The 19,582-nt window shown below is 70.6% G+C and carries 18 protein-coding genes; 10 read left to right on the top strand and 8 right to left on the bottom strand.

The features are described 5' to 3' along the window. The first annotated feature begins 75 nt into the window (after window positions 1-75). Window positions 76-1,536, top strand: a complete 1,461-nt coding sequence (locus NV348_RS04605; RefSeq protein ID WP_447150938.1) for an MFS transporter — start codon at window positions 76-78, stop codon at window positions 1,534-1,536. A 21-nt stretch (window positions 1,537-1,557) separates the two neighbouring features. On the opposite strand, the gene NV348_RS04600 is transcribed toward NV348_RS04605, so the two are convergent. Genes NV348_RS04600 through NV348_RS04590 form a run of 3 tightly spaced genes read right to left on the bottom strand, consistent with a single transcriptional unit; the run spans window position 1,558 to window position 4,890 of the window. Continuing rightward, entirely contained in the window at window positions 1,558-1,974 is a 417-nt protein-coding gene (locus NV348_RS04600) for a PPOX class F420-dependent oxidoreductase (protein WP_447145855.1), read from the bottom strand. A gap of 59 nt (window positions 1,975-2,033) precedes the next feature. Next, on the bottom strand, window positions 2,034-3,380 hold the full coding sequence (locus NV348_RS04595; RefSeq protein WP_447145854.1) for an aspartate aminotransferase family protein: 1,347 nt from the start codon (window positions 3,378-3,380) through the stop codon (window positions 2,034-2,036). 19 nt (window positions 3,381-3,399) lie between these two features. Further along, on the bottom strand, window positions 3,400-4,890 hold the full coding sequence (locus NV348_RS04590; protein ID WP_447145853.1) for a CoA-acylating methylmalonate-semialdehyde dehydrogenase: 1,491 nt from the start codon (window positions 4,888-4,890) through the stop codon (window positions 3,400-3,402). Between the two features lie 109 nt (window positions 4,891-4,999). Between NV348_RS04590 and NV348_RS04585 the strand changes: the two genes are divergently transcribed. Together NV348_RS04585 and NV348_RS04580 are read left to right on the top strand one after the other, a co-directional pair. Further along, window positions 5,000-6,646, top strand: coding sequence for a PucR family transcriptional regulator (locus NV348_RS04585; protein ID WP_447145852.1), 1,647 nt, complete (start codon window positions 5,000-5,002; stop codon window positions 6,644-6,646). Between the two features lie 68 nt (window positions 6,647-6,714). Continuing rightward, on the top strand, window positions 6,715-7,338 hold the full coding sequence (locus NV348_RS04580) for an HD domain-containing protein (protein WP_447145851.1): 624 nt from the start codon (window positions 6,715-6,717) through the stop codon (window positions 7,336-7,338). Between the two features lie 7 nt (window positions 7,339-7,345). Here the strand turns inward: NV348_RS04580 and NV348_RS04575 are convergent, their stop codons facing one another. After that, window positions 7,346-8,218: an SGNH/GDSL hydrolase family protein gene (locus NV348_RS04575; RefSeq protein ID WP_447145850.1), complete on the bottom strand. Its 873-nt coding sequence runs from the start codon at window positions 8,216-8,218 to the stop codon at window positions 7,346-7,348. Window positions 8,219-8,308: 90 nt separating this feature from the next. Beyond that, window positions 8,309-9,001 (bottom strand): type 1 glutamine amidotransferase domain-containing protein, encoded by a 693-nt coding sequence (locus tag NV348_RS04570; protein ID WP_447145849.1) that lies wholly within the window; start codon window positions 8,999-9,001, stop codon window positions 8,309-8,311. 110 nt (window positions 9,002-9,111) lie between these two features. On the opposite strand from NV348_RS04570, the gene NV348_RS04565 reads away from it, so the two are divergent. The 4 genes from NV348_RS04565 to NV348_RS04550 all read left to right on the top strand — a co-directional run bounded on the left by NV348_RS04565 (window position 9,112) and on the right by NV348_RS04550 (window position 11,546). After that, on the top strand, window positions 9,112-10,047 hold the full coding sequence (locus tag NV348_RS04565; RefSeq protein WP_447145848.1) for a LysR family transcriptional regulator: 936 nt from the start codon (window positions 9,112-9,114) through the stop codon (window positions 10,045-10,047). Window positions 10,048-10,105: 58 nt separating this feature from the next. Then, window positions 10,106-10,786 carry an NADPH-dependent F420 reductase gene (locus NV348_RS04560; RefSeq protein WP_447145847.1) on the top strand — a complete coding sequence of 227 codons (681 nt, stop codon included), beginning with the start codon at window positions 10,106-10,108 and terminating at the stop codon, window positions 10,784-10,786. A gap of 86 nt (window positions 10,787-10,872) precedes the next feature. Continuing rightward, window positions 10,873-11,154 carry an ArsR/SmtB family transcription factor gene (locus tag NV348_RS04555; protein WP_447145846.1) on the top strand — a complete coding sequence of 94 codons (282 nt, stop codon included), beginning with the start codon at window positions 10,873-10,875 and terminating at the stop codon, window positions 11,152-11,154. Further along, window positions 11,154-11,546 carry a VOC family protein gene (locus tag NV348_RS04550; protein ID WP_447150937.1) on the top strand — a complete coding sequence of 131 codons (393 nt, stop codon included), beginning with the start codon at window positions 11,154-11,156 and terminating at the stop codon, window positions 11,544-11,546. The genes NV348_RS04555 and NV348_RS04550 overlap by 1 nt, the downstream gene beginning before the upstream one ends. On the opposite strand, the gene yaaA is transcribed toward NV348_RS04550, so the two are convergent. After that, window positions 11,536-12,282 (bottom strand): peroxide stress protein YaaA, encoded by a 747-nt coding sequence (yaaA, locus tag NV348_RS04545; protein WP_447145845.1) that lies wholly within the window; start codon window positions 12,280-12,282, stop codon window positions 11,536-11,538. The genes NV348_RS04550 and yaaA overlap by 11 nt on opposite strands. A gap of 105 nt (window positions 12,283-12,387) precedes the next feature. Here yaaA and NV348_RS04540 point away from each other — a divergent pair, with 105 nt between their 5' ends. Next, a complete protein-coding gene (locus NV348_RS04540; protein ID WP_447145844.1) occupies window positions 12,388-14,136 on the top strand; it encodes a proline--tRNA ligase in 1,749 nt (582 codons plus the stop codon). 123 nt (window positions 14,137-14,259) lie between these two features. After that, window positions 14,260-15,702: a DUF6882 domain-containing protein gene (locus NV348_RS04535; protein WP_447145843.1), complete on the top strand. Its 1,443-nt coding sequence runs from the start codon at window positions 14,260-14,262 to the stop codon at window positions 15,700-15,702. A gap of 45 nt (window positions 15,703-15,747) precedes the next feature. Here the strand turns inward: NV348_RS04535 and NV348_RS04530 are convergent, their stop codons facing one another. Next, window positions 15,748-17,031, bottom strand: a complete 1,284-nt coding sequence (locus tag NV348_RS04530) for an FAD-dependent oxidoreductase (protein ID WP_447145842.1) — start codon at window positions 17,029-17,031, stop codon at window positions 15,748-15,750. A gap of 19 nt (window positions 17,032-17,050) precedes the next feature. Continuing rightward, window positions 17,051-17,536, bottom strand: a complete 486-nt coding sequence (locus NV348_RS04525) for a MarR family winged helix-turn-helix transcriptional regulator (protein WP_447145841.1) — start codon at window positions 17,534-17,536, stop codon at window positions 17,051-17,053. A gap of 121 nt (window positions 17,537-17,657) precedes the next feature. Here NV348_RS04525 and NV348_RS04520 point away from each other — a divergent pair, with 121 nt between their 5' ends. Beyond that, window positions 17,658-19,409: an acyl-CoA dehydrogenase family protein gene (locus NV348_RS04520; RefSeq protein WP_447145840.1), complete on the top strand. Its 1,752-nt coding sequence runs from the start codon at window positions 17,658-17,660 to the stop codon at window positions 19,407-19,409. The last annotated feature ends 173 nt before the right edge of the window (window positions 19,410-19,582 follow it).

The raw sequence follows: 19,582 nt of genomic DNA, 5'->3' as shown, positions 1-19,582 counted from the left end.
CGCGGGCCGCGCACCCGTGCGTTGCCGCCGCGCCAATTACACTGCCTCGTTGTGCTCGATAAACCCGCTGCGACGATGCAGTATCCGGTGACGAAGCGGGCCTTCGGCCTCGCCATCCTCGTACTGAGCGGCCTGCAGCTCATGGTCGTGCTCGACGGCACCGTCGTGATCTTCGCGCTGCCGCGGCTGCAGGAGGAGATGGGGCTGTCCAGTTCGGGCAGCGCGTGGACGGTGACCTCCTACGGCCTGACTTTCGCCGGGCTGATGCTGCTCGGCGGCCGCCTCGGTGACGCCTTCGGCCGCAAGCGCATGCTGATCTACGGCGTCGGCCTGTTCACCGCGGCTTCGCTGGCCTGTGGTCTGGCCACCGGCGAGGCGATGCTGCTGATCTCGCGCGCCTTCCAGGGCGCGGGTGCCGCGATCGCCGCGCCGACCGCGTTCGCGCTGGTGGCCACCACCTTCGCACCGGGGCCCGCGCGGAATCAGGCGATCGCGATCGTCGGCTCTATGGCGGGTATCGGCTCGGTCGGCGGCTTGGTCGTCGGCGGCGCGCTCACCGAATTCTCCTGGCGCTGGATCTTCCTGATCAATGTGCCGATCGGCGCGCTGATCGTGCTCGGCGCGGTCTACAAGCTCACCGACACCACCCGTCACCGCACCCCGCTCGACATCAAGGGCGCCATCCTGGGCACGCTCGCCTGCGCGACCATCGTGTTCGGCGCGACCGAGGGCCCGGCGATGGGCTGGACCAGCCCGATCATCCTCGGCTCGCTGATCGGCGGCTTCGCGCTGCTGGTGATCTTCGTGCTCACCGAGCGCAGGCAATCCGATCCGCTGCTGCCGTGGTCGCTGTTCGACAGCCGCGACCGGGTGGCCACCTTCGCGCTGATCTTCCTGGCGGGCGCGGTGCTCGGCGCGATGACGTTCTTCGTCGCCCAGCTGCTGCAGAACGTACTCGGCTACAGCCCGTTGCAGGCCGGTGTCGCCTCGATCCCGTTCACCATCGGCATCGGCGTCGGCGGCGCGGTGGCGTCGAAGGCGGCGCTGCTGATCGCGCCGCGCTGGCTGCTGTCGGCGGCGGCGGTCGTGCTGGCCTGCGGGTTGCTGTTCGGATCGACGCTGGACCGGCACGTGCAATACCTGCCCACCCTGCTGGCGCTGCTGCTGGTGATCGGCTTCGGTGTCGGCGTCGCCATGGTGCTGGCGCCGCTGTGCGTGCTGGTCGGGGTGCCGTCGTCGAATATCGGTCCGCTCTCGGCGGTCGGGCAGATGTTCATGAACCTGGCGACCCCGATCGCGATCGGCCTGCTCAGCCCGATCGCGGCCTCGCGCACCCTGTCCCTCGGCGGCCGCGACGGCCGCGCCGCGGACATGACCACGGCCGAGATCGATGCGCTCAACAGCGGTTACACGCTGGTGCTGCTGTGCTGCGCCGGCCTGGCGGTACTCGCCGCGCTGGTCGCGCTGACCTTGCGGTTCACCCCGCAGCAGCTGGTGCAGGCCCAGCACACCCAGGACGAGGCCCAGCGCAGCTGACGCCGCCGGGCCCCGGCCCGCTCAGAGACGACCGGCGACCCGGTGCGGGGTGATCCGGACGATCACCCGCTCGGCGTCGTCGACGGAGGCGGGATTGAACTCGCGGTAGGGCTTGCCGGTGTATTTGAGCGACATCTCGTCGGGCAGCGCGCGCTCCGGATCCGGGGTGGTGGTGGCAGCCGTGCCCCGGATCTCGGCGTAGAGAAACGGCCGCTCCGGCGGGTTCACCATCACCGTGATCCGCGGGTCGCGCACCAGGTTCTTGGCCTGCTGCCGCGCGACGGTGGTGGAGAACAGCAGGTCGTCGCCCTCGCGTTTGATCCAGACGACGGTCAGATGCGGGTGCCCGTTCGCGCCGACGGTGGCGACGGTCGCGTAGACCTTCTCCTCGTCCAGATACGACTTCAGTTCGTCGGAAAGCACTGCGGTATCAGTCACGCTCCGGGACAACGTGTCCTGCGGCGGGCGCATTCCGCCCGCCGCGAAAACGGGCGGTCCTACGGCGCGTCGACGGTATGCGCGTCGGCGACGGTGAGCGCCTGATCGAGGATCGCCAGCCCCTCCTTGGCCTCGGCCTCGCTGATCACGCACGGCGGCACCACATGCAGCCGGTTGAAGTTCACGAACGTCAGCAGCCCGCCGCGCCGACAGGCGGCGACGAGCTCGGTCATCGCGGGGCTGGTGCCGCCGTACGGGGCCAGCGGTTCCCTGGTCGCGCGGTCGCGGACCAGTTCGAGCGCCCAGAACACCCCGAGTCCACGCACCTCGCCGATGCTCGGATGCCGCTGCGCGAGTTCCCGCAGCCCCGGCCCGATGACCCGTGCGCCGATCTCGGCCGCGTTCTCCACGATCCGCTCCTCACGCATCGCGGTGATGGTGGCGACCGCCGCCGCGGTGGCCAGCGGATGACCCGAATAGGTGAGCCCGCCCGGGTACGGCCGGTCCGCGAACGTCGCCGCGATGGCCCCGCTGATCGCCACGCCGCCCAGCGGCACGTAGCCGGAGTTCACGCCCTTGGCGAAGGTGATCAGATCCGGGACGACCTCGAAATTGTCGATGGCGAACCATTTTCCGGTGCGGCCGAAGCCCGCCATCACCTCGTCGGCGATGAACACGATGCCGTGCCGGTCGCACAGCTCCCGCACACCACGCAGGTACTCGGTGGTCGGCACCATGATGCCCGCGGTGCCCGGCACCGATTCCAGCACGATCGCCGCGATGGTGGCCGGACCCTCCATCACGATCGTGCGCTCGAGATGCTCGAGCGCGCGCTGGGTCTCCTGCGCCTCGTCGCTCGCGTGGAACTCCGAGCGGTACAGGAACGGGCCGAAGAAGTGCACCACCCCGCTGGTGCCGTGATCGTTGGGCCAGCGTCGCGGGTCGCCGGTGACATTGACCGCCGTCTCGGTGCCGCCGTGATAGGAGCGGTACCGGGCGAGCACCTTGGGCCGCCCGGTGTGCAGCCGCGCCATCCGGATCGCGTGCTCGACCGCGTCGGCGCCGCCGTTGGTGAAGAAGATCTTGTCCAGGTCGCCCGGTGTGAGCTCGCTGATCAGCCGGGCCGCCTCGGACCGGGCGGCATTGGCGAAAGTCGGTCCGACCGTGCACAGTTCGGCCGCCTGTGCGGCGATCGCGGCGACCACCTTCGGATGCTGGTGCCCGATATTGGTGTTCACCATCATCGAGGAGAAATCGAGCAGCCGGTTGCCCTCACCGTCCCACACGTAACAGCCCTCGGCGGCAGTGAGCACCATCGGGGACAGCTGGGCCTGCGCCGACCAGGAATGGAAGACGTGGCGGCGATCGAGTTCGTAGGCGCGGGCGGCCTCGTCGGAAAGCGTCATCGACAATGCTCCTGTCCGGTCACTTGTTCTGCGGGAAGCCGAGTTCCAGCCCGCCGTGGCTGGGATCGAGCCAGCGGGTGGTGATCGCCTTGGTACGGGTGAAGAAGTGCACGCCGTCGGTACCGTGCGCGTGGGAGTCGCCGAACAGCGAGTTCTTCCAGCCACCGAAACTGTAGTAGGCCATGGGAACCGGGATCGGCACATTGACGCCGACCATGCCCACCTCCACCTCGTGGTGGAACCGGCGCGCCGCGCCGCCGTCGTTGGTGAACACGGCGGTGCCGTTGCCGTAGCGGTTGGCGTTGATCAGCGCGACCGCCTCCTCGTAGGTGCCGACCCGCACGACCGAGAGCACCGGCCCGAAGATCTCGTCGGTGTAGACGCTCATCGACGGCGTGACACCGTCGAGAATCGTCGGCCCGAGCCAGAATCCGTCCGGCGCGCCCTCGACGATCAGCGGACGACCGTCGAGCACCACCCGGGCGCCGGCGTGCTCGCCCGCGTCGATGTACTCGGCGACGCGATCGCGGTGGGCCCGGGTGATCAGCGGGCCCATGTCGGCGCCGGAGGTGCCGTCCCCGGTGACGATGGTCGCCGCGCGCTCGGCGATCCGGGTGACCAGGTCGTCGGCGACCCCGCCGACCGCGACGACCACGCTGATCGCCATGCACCGCTCACCGGCCGACCCGAATCCGGCGTTGACCGCGGCGTCGGCGGCCAGGTCCAGATCGGCGTCGGGCAGGACCACCATGTGGTTCTTCGCCCCGCCCAGCGCCTGCACCCGCTTGCCCGCGGCCGTGCCGCGCTGGAAGACGTACTTGGCGATCGGCGTGGAGCCGACGAACGAGACCGCCTTGATCCCGGGGTTGTCCAGCAGCTCGTCGACGGCGACCTTGTCGCCCTGCACGACATTGAACACACCGTCGGGCAGCCCGGCCTCCTGCCACAGCCGCGCCAGCCACAGCGCCGCCGACGGGTCCTTCTCGCTCGGCTTGAGCACCACGGTATTGCCGGTGCCGATGGCCAGCGGGAAGAACCACATCGGCACCATGGCCGGGAAGTTGAACGGCGAGATGATCGCGACCGGGCCCAGCGGCTGGCGGACGGAATGGATGTCGACGTCGGTCGAGGCGTTCTCGGTGAACGAACCCTTGAGCAGATGCGGTATGCCACAGGCGAATTCGACGACGTCCAGGCCACGGGTGACCTCGCCCAGCGCGTCGGCGGCCACCTTGCCGTGCTCGGCGGTGATGATCGCCGCCAGCTCCTGCTTGCGTTCGGCGAGCAGCTCGCGGAACCGGAACAGCACCTGGGTGCGGCGGGTCAGCGAGGTCTCGCGCCAGGTCGCGAACGCGACCGTCGCGGCGTCGATCGCCGCGCGCGTGTCGGCCACATTCGCCAGGGCCAGCTCGCCGGTGACCACCCCGGTGGCGGGGTTGGTGACCGGGGCGGTCGCCTCGCTGGTGCCGGTCACGGACTTGCCGTCGATCCAATGGCCGATGGACTGCATGGAGACCTCGTTTCGCCGGGAACGGTGGTGCTTCCACCCTGGTCCATTCCCCCGCGCGCGAGGGCCGACGATCTGTACGGAGTTGCGGGTTTCGTATTACGCTTCGTCGGTGCTGTTGACCGTGGCCGACGTACTCGCCACGCCGGTGGTCCAGGCCGGTCAGCCCGAAGTGATCTGCGGGGCGAACCTGGACCGGCCGGTGCGCTGGGTGCATGTCAGCGACCTGGCCGAGGTCGCGGAGGTGCTGGTCGGCGCGGAGCTGATCCTGACCACCGGGCAGGCGCTCGCCGCGCCGGAACCGGCGCGCGTCGCCTATCTGCGCTCGCTGGCCGCCGCCGGGGTCGCGGGCCTGGTGGTCGAGCTCGGTAGCTATGTGAGCGAGCTGGGGCCGGTCGTCGCGGCCACGGCCGCCGAACTCGGGCTGCCGGTGATCGTGCTGCACCGGGTGACCCGCTTCGTCGAGATCACCGAGGCCGTCCATCGCGCGATCGTCGCCGACCAGTACGCCGAGCTCGAATTCGCGCGGACCGTGCACGAGACCTTCACCGAGCTCAGTGTGCGCCGGGCCGCGCTCGCCGAGATCGTGCGCACCGCGGCGACCATGCTCGACGCGTCGGTCGTCCTGGAGGATCTGGCGCACCGGGTGCTGGCCGCGACCGCCCGGCACACCACGTCCTCGGCGCTGCTGGAGGACTGGGAAGCGATGTCGCGATTGCTGCCCGACGGCGAGGGCGTGGTCGATGTCGGCCCGCAGATGCAGCGCTGGGGCAGGCTGATCCTGCGCTCGGACCGGGGACCGACACCGCGCGCGCGGATGGTGCTCGAACGCGCGGCGCAGACCCTCACCCTGCACCGGATGATCGACAAGGACCGCTTCGGGCTGCACCGCCGGGCGCAGACCGGTCTGATCGCCGATCTCGTCGATGGCCGGGTCGCCGACGAGCGCGACGCGCAGGCGCGGGCGGCCGCGCTCGGACTGCACCGGCACGCCCGCTACGTGCCGCTGGCCATCGATATCGATGCCGTCGCCGACCCGGATCCGGTGGCGGCGCAGCGACGCAGCGCGGCGGTGGTCGAAGCGGTGACCCACGGGCTCGGTCTCGTCGGCGCGTCGGCGCTCAGCGCGGCCGAGCGCAGACCAGGGCCGTGGGGTGCGGGCGGTCGTTTCGGCGCGGAGGTCGACGGGGACCGGGTCGCGATGATTCTGGCGCTCGCCCGGGGCGCCGTCGTCGAGGATCAGCTCGCGACGGTGTGCGCCGCCGTGCTCACCGAGGTGCGCCGGGTCGACGGTGTCCGGCACGCGGTGATCGGCGTCGGCCCCGATTCCGACGCCCTGCTCGACACCGCGAGTGGGCTCGCCGACGCGATGGAGGTCGCGGCCGTCGCGGCGTCGATGCGCGCCGCGCCCACCCGAATGTTCTTCCGCAGTGCCGATATCCGGCTGCGCGGGCTGCTCTCACTGATCCGCGACGACCCGCGGGTGCAGAGCTTCGCCGAGACCGAACTCAGTGCCCTGCTGCGCCACGACATCCGGCACGGCGCCGACCTGACCGCCACCCTGCGCCGCTTCCTGGACCTGGCGGGCAACAAGACCGAGCTCGCCAAGGCACTGGCCATCAGCAGGCCGACGCTCTACGACCGCCTCGCCCGGATCGAGCGCATTCTCGGCGTCGATCTCGACGACGGCGAGTCCCGCACCTCGCTGCACACCGCGCTGCTGGTCCGTGAACTCACCGGCGGTGGCGACCCGCGGTAGGCCGAGTGCGCCGATCTCACAGCGAATCGGGGTTGTCGGCGAGCGGGCGTCGGCCGACACTGGAGCGCATGCCGTTGTCGTCGCTGGATCTTCTCGACCGCTGGACCGCCCTGGCGGGCCCGGACTCCGTTTCCCTCGGAGCCGGGATCATCGCCCGCTACAGCGAACCCCATCGCCACTATCACACCGCCGAACATCTGCGCGCGATGCTGGGCGCGATCGACGAATTGGCCGACAGCGCAGCCGATATCGACGCGGTGCGCTACGCCGCGTTCTTCCACGACGCGATCTATGCCGTCGACCGCGCCGACAACGAGGAACGCAGCGCCGACCTGGCCCGCGATGTCCTCGAATCCCTGGGCGCCGGACAGACATTGGTGGACGAGGTGGTCCGGCTGGTCCTGCTCACCCGCGGCCACGATTCCGAGGCGGGTGACGCCAACGGCGCGGTCCTGTGCGATGCCGACCTGGTCGTCCTCGGTAGCGAGCCGGCGAGCTACGCCGCCTACACGACCGCCGTGCGTACCGAATACGCGCACGTCCCCGACGATCTGTTCCGCGCCGGTCGCGCCTCGGTGCTGCGCGCGATCGCGAATCAGCCGGTGCTGTACCGGACTCCGGCGGCCCGTGCCCGCTACGAGGAGCGGGCGCGCGCGAATCTGGCGGCGGAACTGGCCCAGCTCACCGACTGAGATCGGCTCAGCGGTGCAGGACGCCGCTGGCTTCGATGGCGGCGGTGAGCAGTTCGGCGACGCCGCGCTGCCCCGCCAGGGTGGGGTGATAGGGGAGCAGGGTCTGGTCGGCGACCAGCGGGTCGAACCAGCGCACCGCCGGGTCGGCGCACATGCCGAGGGCCGGCGAGGCGGCCACGGTGTCGACGTAGATCGCGCCGTGCGCGGCGGCCTCGCGGGCGACGACGGTATTGAGGCGGGCGAACTTCGACTGGATGTAGGCGGCGTCGGCGGGCAGCAGGCCGAGCATCGCGGGGCAGCTGGTGTCGGCCAGGTAGGTGGGCCAGCCGTCGACGAAGATCGTGGCGGCGGGCGCGCGGCGGGTGATCTCGGCGAGGGCGGCGGCGTAGGCCGGGGCGATCGCGTCGATCCCGGCGTCCCACGCCGGATCCGCCGCGGCGGCGCAACCGCCCGTCGCCGCGCCCGCGTGGCAATCGCCGAGGATGTACTTCGTCATGTCGGCGTCGTTGGCGCCGATGTGCACGGTGACGATCTTCGTGGCGGGTCCGAGCGCGTCGAGCTGTGGTGCGACTCCTGCGGTCTGGGAGGCGGAGAGGTCGGGGATCTTCGCCGAGCTGCAGGTCCGGTCGTCCAGGGTCAGCCGCAGGCGCTCGGCGACCAGTTTGGGCGCGTTGGTCGTGGAGCGCACGCAGCGCAGGGGCGCGCCGAGGTCGAGGTTCGCGGCGCCGGTGGTCGCGGCCCCGGAGTCACCGAGTGCGACGTAGGTCGCCCCGCCCGGAGTCGAGGGTTCGGCCTGGGCCGGGGCGAGCGGGAGCGCGGTGAGCGAGACGGCCGCGGCGAGCACGCGCAGACTGTTCTTCAGCGAACGACGGGGATCCACAGCGCGAAGAGTAAGGGCATGTGGGCCACGCCACAAGCACGCGGCGACACGACCACCCGGCGGACCCGGGTGGATCCGCCGGGGGTGGGGTCAGAGCGCGGCGAGCATCTGTGCCGCGAGCGGCGCCGACGACGCCGGGTTCTGGCCGGTGTAGAGCGTGCGGTCGACCTCGATGTGTGGTGCCCACGGCTCGCCCTTGCGGTAGTCCACGCCGAGCGCGACGAGGCGGTCCTCGAGCAGCCACTTCGCCTTCCCTGCGAAGCCAGCCTGGGTCTCCTCGGCATTGCTGAACGCGGCGACCCGGTATCCGGCGAAGGGGGATTTCCCGTCGGCGTCGGTGGTCGCGAGCAGGGCGGCGGGCGCGTGGCAGACCACGCCGAGCGGCTTGCCCGAGGCCAGCGCGGCGACCAGCAGCGCGCCCGAGACGGGGTCTACCGCGAGATCCTCCATCGGGCCGTGGCCACCGGGGTAGAAGATGGCGTCGTAGTCGGCGAGATCGACCTCGGCGAGCGGGATCGGCTGCCGCAGGGCCTCGGCCCCGGCCAGCACCTCGGCGATCTCCGCCGCGCGCTCGGCGCCGCCGTTCGACTCGGGCGCCAGACTGCCCTGGTCGACCGGCGCGAGCACGCCGCCCGGCGTCGCCACGGTGACGGTGTGGCCCGCGCCGGTGAACGCCGCGTACGGTGCCGCGAACTCCTCGGCCCAGTACCCGGTGGGGTGTTTCGTGCCGTCCGCCAGGGTCCAGTGATCGGCGCCGGTGAGGACGAACAGGATGTGTGCCATCGGATTCCTTCTCCATTCAACGGTTTTCGTGGCGATCGGCCGGCAGCGTCGTCGGGTCGCGATACCGACGCTAGGGACTCGGGCATTTCCTGACCAATAGGATGGTCTATATGAGACATAGGTCAGTCGATGGCTCGATGGATCTGGTGCAGTTGCGGACCTTCCTGGCGGTCTACCGGACCGGATCGCTCACCGCGGGCGCCGCGCAGGTGGGGCTGTCCCAGCCCACGGTGACCACGCAGGTCCAGGCGCTCGAACGGTACCTGGGCACGCCGCTGTTCGAGCGGCTGCCGCGCGGGGTGGCGCCGACGGCCGCAGGACACGAACTGGCGGCGCGGGTGAGCGCCCCGCTGGACGCGCTCGCGTCCGTCGTCGGCGGCACGGTCGCCGACCAGCCGGTACCACCCGAACCGCCGGTGCTGCTGGGTGGGCCCGCCGAGATGCTGGCCGTACAGGTGCTGCCCGCCCTCGCCCCGCTGCTCGCCGACGGGGTACGGCTGACCGTCCGCGCCGGGCTCACCGACGACCTGCTGGCCGAATTGCGCGCGGGGACACTCGATCTGGTGATCGCCACCGCCCGCCCGCGCGGCCGGACCGTGCTCGCCGAGCCGCTCGCCGACGAGGAGTTCCTGCTCGTCGCCGCGCCCGCGGTGGCGGCCCGGGTCGGCACCGACCGGCTGCGCCGCGCCGGACCGAGCGCGCTCGACGGCCTCCCGCTCATCAGCTACGCCGCGGATCTGCCGATCCTGCGCCGCTACTGGCGGCACGTGTTCGAGACCCGGCTGGAGGCCACACCGGCGCTGATCGTCCCCGACCTGCGCGCGGTGCTGGCGGCCGTGGTCGCCGGTGCGGGGATCAGCGTGCTGCCGCGCTACCTCTGCGCCCGGGAACTCGCCGCCGCCACCCTGGTGACCCTGCTCGATCCGGCGGACCCGCCGATCAACACCGGCTTCCTGGCTCGCCGGGTCGGCGCACCGCCCCGACCGCACGTCGACCTGGTCCGGGCCCGGCTGCTCGACGCGGCGGTCGAATGGCGCGCGGAGTGAGCCGGTATTCCCCATCGGCCGGGGAACAGCCGCACCGGATCGGTGGTTGACCGAGCACATGACGACACTCGGATTGATCGGCAGCGGCAATATCGGATCGACTGTGGCGCGGCTGGCGGTGGCGGCCGGAATCGACGTGGTGCTCAGCAACTCTCGCGGACCCGAGACGCTGGCCGGCCTCGTCGCCGAGCTCGGGCCGCGGGCCAGGGCGGCGACGCCGGCGGAGGCGGCGGCCGCCGGTGACCTCGTCGTGGTGACCGTGCCACTGAAGGCGTATCAGCAGGTACCGGTCGCCCCGCTGGCGGGCAAGGTCGTGCTCGACACCAACAACTACTACCCCGAGCGCGACGGCGCCATCGCCGAACTCGACGCCGACACCGTCACCACCAGCGAACTGCTGCAGCGGCACCTGCCCGAGTCCCAGATCGTCAAGGCGTTCAACAACATCTACTTCGAACACCTGGCCACGCTGGGCAGGCCCGCGGGCGCCGTCGACCGCTCCGCGCTGCCCGTCTTCGGCGACGATCCGGCCGCCAAGATCGCCGCGGCCCACCTGATCGACGCGCTCGGCTACGACGTCGTCGACGGTGGCACCCTCGCCGAGAGCCGCCGTTCCCAGCGCGACACCCCGGTCTATGTCCACCCCTATGCCGTCCCGGGCGATTCCTGGCCGCCCGCGGCCGCCACCACCGGCGACATCGCGGCGATTCGCACCGCCCTCGCCGCCGCCACCGTCTGAACCGAGAGCCTCCCACCTGCATCGATGCTTGACATGCAAGCGGTAGCTTGCCTATCGTTCGAGGGGAGACGGGAGGAACGCGTGCCGTGACCGATATCTTCACCGCCTTGGCGGATTCGACGCGGCGCGCGCTGCTCGACGAACTGGCCGAGCGGGACGGGCAGACGCTGTTCGAATTGTGCGCCAAGCTCGCCACCCGCCACGGGATCAGTTCGTCGCGGCAGGCGATCACCCAGCACTTGGGCATGCTCGAGACCTCGGGGTTGGTGACCACCCGTCGGCAAGGCCGCTACAAGTTCCATCACGCCGATTTCACGCCGCTGCGCGCGATATCGGAGCGATGGCCGATCCCCCCGGAGGACACATGATCCGCATCGGTGTGACCAGCATCTTCGTCGACGACCAGGACAAGGCCGAGAAGTTCTACACCGACGTGCTCGGCTTCCAGGTCAAGGACCGGGTGCCGATCGGCGAATACGACTGGCTGACCCTGGTCTCGCCCGCCGACGTCGACGGCATCCAGCTGCTGCTCGAGCCCGACCAGAACCCGATCGCCCAGAACTACAAGACCGCGCTCACCGCCGACGGCATCCCCTGCATGATCTTCACCGTCGACGACCTCGACGCCGAATACCGCCGCCTGCTCGACCGCGGAGTCCTGTTCACCCAGCCGCCCCAGCCCATGGGCGCGGTCACCACCGCCGTCTTCGACGACACCTGCGGCAACCTCATCCAGCTGATGGAACCCGCTACCGCGTGATGATGAGAAGTTCGGTGGGGGAGGCGATCTCGGTGCGCAGCCCGGCCTTGGTCGCCACCCGCGCCACCGCGCGGATGTCGGTCGGCTCCGCGCGGGTGAGGACCAGCGCGCGGGCCAGCAGGCCCTTGTGATGCTTGTTGAAGTGGCTGACCACGGTGCGTGATCCGTCGGGGTGCTCGGTGAGCACGTTGGCGGTGATCGCGTCGGGGACCCGGCCCAGCTGCTGGTAGGTACCCGAGCGCAGATCGATGACGAGCTCGCCGGCGGCCTCGGCGTAGAGGGCGTCGGGCAGCACGTCGCGCCACACCGCCGACAGCGTCGGCAGACCGGGCAACTTGGTGCCGCCGGAGAGGCGGTAGGCCGGGATCGGGTCGGCCGCGCGGACCGCGCCGAACAGGGCGGAGCCGATGCCGAGGCGCGCGTACGCCTTCGCGCGCTGCGCCTTGGTGAAGGACTTCGCGTCCAGCGCGTCGTAGAGCACGCCGGTGTAGCGCTCCAGCGCGGGCCGGGTCGCCGAGGTGCGCAGGCTCGCGTTGCGGGCGATCTCCGCGTCGGCGGCCTTGCCGAGGCCGAGCACGGCGGTGGCGGCGGCCGGGTCGGCCGCGAGCTGTATCACCTCGGTGATCAGCTTGTCGCGCACCGCGGTGAGCTGCGGCATCGCGAGATCGGTCAGGTCGAGGGGCGCGCCCGATCCGCCATCGGACTTGGTTTCGGAGGGAGGCAGCAGCACCAGCACGATCGCCTACGGTACCGGCGTGGTCGCCGGAGTCCGGCCGCTGGTGGCCGACGAACCGATATCGGCTTGCGCGGCGCCCCGGACCAGGGACTACCCTGTGCATCCGTGATCACCCGCCTCTCCCGCCTGTTCCTGCGCACCCTGCGAGACGATCCCGCCGACGCCGAGGTGCCCAGCCACAAACTGCTCGTCCGCGCCGGCTACGTCCGCCGGGTCGCCCCCGGCGTGTACTCGTGGCTGCCACTGGGCCTGCGCACGCTGCGCCGCATCGAGGACGTGGTGCGCCAGGAGATGGACGCCACCGGCGCCCAGGAGATCTCCCTGCCCGCGCTGCTGCCGCGCGAGCCCTACGAGACCACCAACCGGTGGACCGAGTACGGCGACGCCCTGTTCCGCCTGCAGGACCGCAAGGGCGGCGACTACCTGCTCGGCCCCACCCACGAGGAGCTGTTCGCGCTCACCGTCAAGGGTGAGTACAACTCCTACAAGGATCTGCCGGTCACGCTGTACCAGATCCAGGACAAGTACCGCGACGAGGAACGTCCCCGCGCGGGCATCCTGCGCGGTCGGGAGTTCACCATGAAGGACTCCTACTCCTTCGACCTCGACGACGACGGCCTGGCCACCAGCTACGCCACCCATCGCGCGGCCTACCAGCGCATCTTCGAACGTCTCGGCGTCGAATACGTGATCGTGGCCGCCACCTCCGGCGCCATGGGCGGCAGCGCCTCCGAGGAGTTCCTCGCCGCCAGCCCCGTGGGTGAGGACACCTACGTGCGCTGCGTCGAGTCCGGCTACGCGGCCAACGTGGAAGCCGTGGTCACGCCCGCGCCCGCGCCGCTGCCCATCGAGGGGCAGCCCGCCGCGGTCGAGTACGACACCCCGAACACCCCCACCATCGCGACGCTGGTCGAGTGGGCCAACGAGGCGAAGGTGCTCGACCGCACCGTCACCGCGGCCGACACGCTCAAGAACGTCATGGTCAAGCTGCGCCACCCGGACGGCAAGACCGAGATCCTCGGCATCGGCGTCCCCGGTGACCGCGAGGTCGACGACAAGCGCCTGGAAGCCTCCGTCGAGCCCGCCGAGGTGGAACTGCTCACCGAGGCCGACTTCGCCGCCAACCCCTTCCTGGTGAAGGGCTACATCGGCCCGAAGGCGCTGCAGGCCAACGGTGTTCGCTACCTCGTCGACCCCCGTGTCGTCGCGGGCACCGCCTGGATCACCGGCGCCGACGTGCAGGGCAAGCATGTCGTCGGGCTCGTCGTCGGTCGTGACTTCACCCCCGACGGCACCATCGAGGCCGCCGAGGTCCGCGACGGCGATCCCTCGCCCGACGGCGCGGGCCCGCTGGTGTCGGCCCGTGGCATCGAGATCGGCCACATCTTCCAGCTCGGCCGCAAGTACACCGACGCCTTCGACGTCGACGTGCTGGGCGAGAACGGCAAGCCGGTCCGGCTCACCATGGGTTCCTACGGTGTCGGCGTCTCCCGCCTGGTCGCGGTGATCGCCGAGCAGCAGCACGACGACAAGGGCCTGCGCTGGCCCGCCGAGGTCGCCCCGTTCGATGTGCACGTGGTCATCGCGAACAAGGACGCCGCCGCCCGCGAGGGCGCCGAGCGGGTCGTGGCCGGTCTGGACTCCCAGGGCCTCGAGGTCCTCTTCGACGACCGCACCGCTTCGCCCGGCGTCAAGTTCAAGGACGCCGAACTGCTCGGCATGCCCTGGATCCTGGTGATCGGTCGCGGCTGGGCCGACGGCAAGGTCGAACTGCGCAACCGGTTCACCGGCGAGGCCGAGGAGATCCCGGCCGAGGACGCCGTCGCCACGGTCACCGCGAAGATCCGCGGCTGAGTTCGCTCGACCCGGTCACGGCGGCGGCACGTGACCGGGTCGGCGAAAGCCGCTGCGCCGCAAGAATTGCCCCGTCACCGCTCGACGTGAAGGCAGTGCCCCCGGGCTGATAGTTTCGAGCGCGTGGACACGTTCAGCGATTCGCTGTTGCGGCTGGCGCGGGATTATCTCGGCGGGGCGATCGAGCAGTATTCGGTATTTCAGGAGCAGATCAGGCCGGGTCCGACCCGGGTGGACCATCATGCGGGTCGCGTCTGGATCGGCGACCGCGAGTTCGCCGGGTCCGGCGAGATCGGGACCTACGCCGAGGACCTGACCTTCATGTGGGCGTGGGCCAAGCCCACCCTCGAGGGTTTGCCGGGCGTCGCGGCGTCGACACGGGTGCGCGAGCTCGGATTACGGCACGGGATCCCCGAATTCGCCGAGGGAATCGTCGACCTCGCCGGTTTCCCCGATCCGATGCTGGCGGCCGACCATCTGTCGATCATCGCGCTGGGTGCGCTCGGCGCCCGCGGCATGACCAAGTTCAATCACGGCGGGCGCGCGTACGCCTACCTGATCGTCGACGACGAGCAGGTGCGCTCCGCGACGCCGGACCCCGGCCAGGTAGCCGGTGTGGTGCGCGCCGCCGCCCGGATGCTGCCCGGCACCGGTGCGCGGGCGGTCGTGGCCGGCTACGCCCATCGTCATCGCCTGCCCGTGCGCGACACCCCGGACGGCGTGGAGGTGCAACTGCCCGACGGGCCGCGGCTGATCGTCGGCATCGACGACGGTGACCGGCTCGTCGACGCCGAGGTCGTCGGTGCGGGCGCGGTCGCGGCGGCCGATGCCGGACCGAGGCACGAGCGGATTCCGCCCTTCTTCCCGGACAGCCTGCTGGTCGCGCTGGCGCCGGCGGCGGCGACCACCGTCGGCGGTCACGGGTCGCTGCGTGGCGCGGCCGTCGACGGGCCGGCCCCGACGCTGCGGTGGCAGCCGATGTACGGCGACCTGGTCGATGTCCCCGGTGGCCCGGTGGCGGTCGCCGAGATCGGTCGCTACGACAGCGAGCACCGGATCTGGGTGTGGGCGGCGCGGGAATGCGCGGGTACCGCCGCGCTGCGCCGGCTGGCGCGCGAACACGGCGCCGAGCATCTGGCGGTGGACCGCGTCGACCTCGGCACCGTCGTCCATCCCGACAATGTCGTCACGCTGCTGGTGGCCGGGGCCGCCGACCTGGGCGGGTCGGTCGGCTGGGCCGCGGCGCCGGACGGCGCCGGGTGGCGCTACTTCGCGGTCACCGACGACGCGGTGACCGCGACGGGGTCGGATCCCGATGTGGCCGCCCAGCTCATCGAGACGGCGGCCAACCTGCTGCATCCCCTGACCGATCCGGACAGCCGCTATCCCGCCATGCGGGCGATGGCCGCCGGTTATTTCCGGCACCACGACCTCGCGACGCTGACGTTCGGCGAACCGCAGATGCTGCTCGCCCATTTCGGCCTGTACGAGCTGCGGGTCGAGTTCGACGCCACCGGCGGGATCATCGGCACCCGCACCGGCATGATCGGCGAACTGATGAGCTGAACCCCACCACGCGCCGGCCGGTATCCCGGCCGGCGCGTCGCCGGGTCAGGCGCCGAGGTCGGCGAACATCTTGCGTTTCATCGAGGGCACCGCGCCCGCCGTGCGGAGCACGAGCTTGCCCATCATCCGGCCGAGCCTGCCGTCGGCGACGGAGCGTTCGGCGGTGCTGAGCGAGGTGCGGACCGCGGCGAAACCGTAGTCGGTCATCGCGGCCTCGTAGGCGCCGATGGCGTCGAGCAGGCCGCGCTCGCGGCGGTCGGCGGCGATCAGCATCCGGCACAGCAGCTGGGCGTCGCGCAGGGCGGTGTTCGCGCCGATCCCGGCGAACGGAGTCATGCTGTGGATGGCGTCTCCGAGCAGGGTGACGGTGGTGGCGGTCCAGCGGGGGATCGGGACCGAGGTCTTGATCGGGATGAGTGTCGTTGTCGTCGAATCGGATTCGCTGACCAGGCGGCGCAGCTGCGGGGCCCAGCCGCTGGTCATCCGCGCGGCGGTCGCGTGCAGTTCGGCCGGGGTGAGTTCGGCGAGGTCGGTGCCGAAGCGCGCCCGTTTGGCCGCGAACGCCCAGAAGACATAGGACTGGGAGTCGTCGAAGAGCAGGCCGGGGGGTAATCCGCCGGCGGCGGTCACGGCGGTCGTCGGCGTGAATTCGTGTGGTGCGAGGAACATTCCGCATCCGCTGGGCGGGATCACGCTCCACGGGTGGCTGAGGATGCGCGGGTCGAGGCGGTCGCGGCCGGCGTCGGTCAGCGCGTACTTGCCGGAGATGGTGACGATGCCGGTGTCGACGCGCTCGGCGTGCGGTAGGTACTGCGCGCGTACCCGGGAGGTGCCGCCGTCCGCGCCGACCAGCACGTCACCGACCTCGGTGGTGCCGTCGGCGAAGTGCGCGACCACCCGGCCGTCGGGGCGGTGCTCGTAGCGCTCGAACATGCTGCCGTAGCGCACCGCGTCGCCGAGGTCGGCGAGCAGCAGCTTGCGCAGGGTGATCCGGCTGATGCCGTAGTGGTCGGTGGCGGCGTCGACGGTCTCGGTGGCGTCGAAATCGACGAGGCGGTCGAACTGCTCGGTGACGAAGCCGAAACCGTTGCCGCCCTGGCCCGCGGCGCGGACGAAGGCGTCGAACAGGGTGAGGGAGAGCAGCTCGTTCAGCGCCGCGGCGCCGTGCGGGTTGATGTGGATGCGAAAGCCCTGCAGCCGGTCGGTGCGCCGCACCTCGCGTTCGTGCACGCTGACCGCGACGCCGGCCCGGCGCAAGCCGTTGGCCAGCGCGAGTCCGCCGATGCCGCCGCCGGCGACGATGATCTTCAGTGGTGCGTTGGTTGCCATGACGGTGTCCTTTCCCTGGTCAGGTCCGGCTCCAGCCGAACCCGCCGGCGCGCCGCTTCGACGCTCGGTGCTGCTGCGTGGGTCCCGCCTGCGCCCAGTCGGTGATCAACCGGTCCAGCAGGCGGGTGAGGGTGACGACATCGGTGGCGGGCCAGTCGGCGATGACCGCGCCGAACACCTGGTCGCCGACCTCGAGGAACTGCTGGAGTTCCGCACGTCCCGCGTCGGTGATCTCGACCAGGACCGCCCGCCGGTCGGCCGGGTCCGGCGCGGTCCGCACCAGCTCGGCCTCCGTCAGGGTCTGCACGTGCCGGGTGATCGAGGAGGGCAGTGCGTCCAGACGCTCGGCGATCTCCCCGGCGCGCAGCGGACCCGACTCCGCCACCGCCTGCAGCACCCCGACCCGGACCGGGTCGTACGCCCGGGATGTCCCCTGGCGCATCGCCTCGGCGAACCTGCTCGTCGTGCGGGCGAGTTCGGAGACCTGATCCTTGTTTGCTTGCATGAATCAAACAATACATTTGATTGCGTGAAGCAACAATAGCCGCCGCCAACTTACGGCTACGTAGGGGAAACCTGCAGGTCAAAGCCTCGAGGCCCGATGCGGCGCTGCTAAGTTAGCTCCCATGACGAGTTCGCCGAGCCTGCTGTTCAACCCCGCCACCTACGATCCTCAGCACTTCGATGCCGAGACGCGGCGGCTGCTGCGAGCCACCATCGAGTGGTTCGAATCCAAGGGCAAGGCACAGCTGCTGGCCGATGACCGCGATGCGGTCTGGACTCAGGAGTTCCTCGACTTCGTCGCGAAAGAGAAGCTGTTCGCGACCTTCCTGACCCCGGCCGCCTACGCCGACGGCGACCCGAACAAGCGCTGGGACGCCGCCCGCAACGCGGCGCTGGCCGAGATCTTCGGCTTCTACGGCCTCGCGTATTGGTACGCCGAGCAGGTCACCATCCTGGGCTTGGGCCCGATCTGGCAGAGCGACAACGAGATCGCCAAGCGCAAGGCCGCCGCCGACCTCGACGCCGGTCAGGTCATGGCGTTCGCGCTGTCCGAGCGCGAGCACGGCGCCGACATCTACAACACCGATCTGATCCTCACCCCGAGCGAGCCGGGCAGTGCCGACGCCGAGGCCGGAATCCTGTTTCGCGCCAACGGGGAGAAGTACTACATCGGCAACGGCAACGTCGCCTCGATGGTGTCGGTGTTCTGCCGGCGCAGCGACGTCGAAGGCGCCGAGGGCTACATCTGGTTCGCCGCCGACAGCCGCCACGACGACTACCACCTGGTCGAGAGCGTCATCCACGGCCAGATGTACGTCAGCCACTTCCGGCTGGAGAACTATCCGGTCACCGCCGCCGACGTGCTGCACGAAGGGCCCGAGGGCTTCTCGGCCGCGTTGAACACCGTCAATGTCGGCAAGTTCAACCTCTGCCACGGCAGTATCGGCATGGTCGAGCACTCGTTCTTCGAGGCCATCACCCACGCCAACAACCGCATCCTCTACGGCAACCCGGTCACCGACTTCGGCCATGTGCGCGGCAATTTCGTCGACGCCTACGCGCGCCTGATCGCGATGAAGCTGTTCAGCGACCGCGCGGTGGACTACTTCCGCAGCGCCTCGCTCGAGGACCGCCGCTACCTGCTGTTCAACCCGATGACCAAGTCCAAGGTGACCTCCGAGGGCGAGGTCGCGATGACCCTGCTGCTGGATGTGCTGGCGGCCAAGGGCTTCGAGAAGGCCACCTACTTCGCGCAGGCCTCGCGCTACATCAACCACCTGCCCCGGCTCGAGGGCACCGTGCACGTGAACGTCGGCCAGATCCTGAAGTTCATGCCGAACTACCTGCTCAACCCGGCCGAGTACCCGGCGATCGGCACCGACTTGGCGCCGGGCGACCAGGAGTTCTTCTGGAAGCAGGGCCCCGCGCGCGGCGCGGGCAAGGTGCAGTTCGCCGACTGGACTCCGGCCTACGAGCGGGCCGCCGACGTGCCGAATGTCGGCCGGTTCTACGAGCAAGCGCAGGCGCTGCGCACCCTACTGCTCACCGCGGCTCCGGACGCGGCCCAGCAGCAGGACCTGGACTTCATGCTGACCATCGGTCACCTGTTCTCCACCGTGGTCTACGGCCAGCTGATCCTCGAGCAGGCCGAGCTCACCGGGCTCGATCGCGATGTCGTCGACCAGGTCTTCGACTTCCAGATCCGCGACTTCAACACCCACGCGACCGCCCTGCTCGGGAAGCCGACGGTCACCGAGGCCCAGCGTGCATGGGCCGTCGGCGCGCTGCGCAGCCCTGTCGCCGACGCCGCGCGTTTCGACCGGGTGTGGCAGCAGGTGGCGTCCTACGACGGTGCGTACGAGATGCGCCCGTAGCCGGATGCACCCCCGGCCGCCTACGTCATCGTGGGCGGCCGAGGGCGCCGGGTCGGAAGTGCTCGCGATCGTGCCTGGACGGCGCGTCCGGGGCCGCGGCGTCGCCGAGGCGGCAGTGCCCGTCGAGCCGCTGGGGCAGCTCGGTGACAGCGAGGGCCTGCCGAATGTCGTTG

This window comes from Nocardia fodinahabitans (assembly GCF_052983615.1).
Note: the sequence above shows the minus strand (reverse complement) of the source record. Positions and strands in the feature narration are given on the sequence as shown.